This window comes from Microcystis sp. M53602_WE12 (assembly GCF_030065455.1).
Lineage (GTDB): Bacteria > Cyanobacteriota > Cyanobacteriia > Cyanobacteriales > Microcystaceae > Microcystis > Microcystis aeruginosa.
In genome coordinates, this window is record NZ_JASJFB010000247.1 from 1 (window position 1) to 1848 (window position 1848).

The following is a 1848-nucleotide window of genomic DNA, read 5'->3' on the forward strand; positions in this document are numbered from 1 at the left end:
CCGTTTTCTTTCTATTTAGGGTTTGCTGAATAAATCTAAAAACCTTGTTGGATAAGGCTTTTAGACTTTTTTTCCCTCAAAAAGTGCCGACCATTGGAGTGATTGGGGGGAAAATTCCGGGAATTTTTCCCTGAAAATTAGGTAATTGACCACCTGAAAATGGGTAAAACCCCACACCCCACACCCCACACCCTGCCCCTAGGAAAAGCTTTTTCAGCAAACCTTACCTATCAAATCTTTGCCGTCACAATTTAGGACAACAATGGTATGCTATGGGCCTCTACTCTTCTTCATCTTCTTGACTTGACAAAGGCTTTTGTGCAACGTGGCGCACGAAAAGAATCTGCACAATATCGCCAGTGATGGTAAAGAGAATTCTGTAGGCACTACGTCCCTTACCATAAATAAGTTGTCGGATTTCTTCCTCCAAGAAATTATTTTCAAAAGCAAGTGAACAACGGTAAGGCATTTGCTCTAGTGACAGAATTGCTTTGTACAATCCTTCCAGCCACAACCTCGCTTTTCGAGGAGAATCTTTGCTGAACCACAGATAGGCTTTTTCAATTCCCTGTTGTGCTTCAGGTTGTATGACGACTTGATACTTTTGGCTCATGGAGAACTGTCCAGCTTATCGAACAATTCAGAGAAGAATTCCTCTGCCTTCTTACCTTTGCCTTGCTTCATCTCTTCAAGACCACGCTTGACTCCTTTAAGCGTCTCAACCAATTCAGCAGCTTCAAGAAGTGTCTGATAGGATTCCGCATCTTGCACGACGAGTGCTGCTTTCCCATCAACCGTAAGCACCAAAGGGTCTTTGGTTTGTTTGAGATGCTCTAGGAACTGGGTCGTGTTTCGTTTAAACTCAGTTAAAGAATGAATGTCTTTTGAAAGGTTGAGCATTATCTTAGCAGACAAAACGCATTTAATTATATGCTACCTTAAATTAAGTCTCCTGTGACAAATACCCGATCGTCTCACGGCTGGCTTCCAATCCAGCAATGATTTATTAATAAATATGACCGGATTTACCAGTACTTTACCAGCTTTAGGGAGAATTAACGTTAGTAGCTTTTTTATCTAAGTGTCTAAGTTATCCTTCTAAGTCACCTAGAAAACGGGTTTCTTCAAGAAACTATTTAGAAACCAGTTTTCTTTGAGAAACCCGTTTTCTGCAAACGCCTATTTAGAAAACAGGTTTCTTTGAGAAACCCGTTTTCTTGTAATGGGTTAAATCCGATCGCTGGGGGGTTGCCGCTCTAATTTGTCCAAAATTCGCTTGAGCAAGACACTATAAACAGGTTCACCACCTAAGAAGTGGGCTGTGATTGCAGCACAGATACAAGTCAGTAAAATTGGCAGCGCCACCAAAAAATTATCCGTCAATTCCATCACCAACATGACGGCGGTGAGGGGAGCGCGGACCGTGGCCGCCACTAATCCCCCCATCCCAGCGACGGCAAAAACCCCGGGTTGGGGCAGTTGACCCGGAAACCAAGCATCGCACACTTGTGCCAGCCCTAAACTGAATAGAGTAGCCAGGGCTAACATCGGGGCAAAAATCCCGCCAATTTCCCCAGAACCATAACAAATCATTGTCAGGAGAAAGCGCCCTAAGAAAACCAGCAGCAAGACCGCTCCTGGAGCTTCACTATTCTTGACGAATTTCTTCATGAAGTTTCGGCTCTTCGTTACCCTTTATGCTAAATCAACAGACAAGATGCCAAGACAACATACTTCTAACCCAAAAATTCCGAAAGTTTCTAAAGCCATAGCTTCTCCGTTTTATTAGTTTAAGTTTATTGTTGATTCCCTCGACCATCCCATTCGTTGTCCTTCGCTCGAAATAAC

At 43.2% G+C, this 1848-nt stretch carries 4 protein-coding genes and 1 pseudogene; 1 reads left to right on the top strand and 4 read right to left on the bottom strand.

The genetic code is table 11. The features are described from left to right. Positions 1-280 precede the first annotated feature (280 nt). Together PX482_RS09025 and PX482_RS09030 are read right to left on the bottom strand one after the other, a co-directional pair. Entirely contained in the window at positions 281-613 is a 333-nt protein-coding gene (locus tag PX482_RS09025) for a type II toxin-antitoxin system RelE/ParE family toxin (RefSeq protein ID WP_002761780.1), read from the bottom strand. Further along, positions 610-915: a type II toxin-antitoxin system Phd/YefM family antitoxin gene (locus PX482_RS09030; protein ID WP_287657942.1), complete on the bottom strand. Its 306-nt coding sequence runs from the start codon at positions 913-915 to the stop codon at positions 610-612. Before PX482_RS09030 ends, PX482_RS09025 begins: the two co-directional genes overlap by 4 nt. 61 nt (positions 916-976) lie before the next feature. On the opposite strand from PX482_RS09030, the pseudogene PX482_RS27665 reads away from it, so the two are divergent. Further along, a pseudogene (locus PX482_RS27665) lies at positions 977-1081 on the top strand (bluetail domain-containing putative surface protein); the annotation flags it as partial. A gap of 146 nt (positions 1082-1227) precedes the next feature. Here PX482_RS27665 and PX482_RS09035 read toward each other — a convergent pair. Continuing rightward, positions 1228-1671, bottom strand: coding sequence for a chloride channel protein (locus tag PX482_RS09035; RefSeq protein WP_002761777.1), 444 nt, complete (start codon positions 1669-1671; stop codon positions 1228-1230). Positions 1672-1705: 34 nt separating this feature from the next. Beyond that, on the bottom strand, positions 1706-1848 hold a 143-nt coding region (locus PX482_RS09040), incomplete at its 5' end, for a transposase (protein ID WP_288121942.1).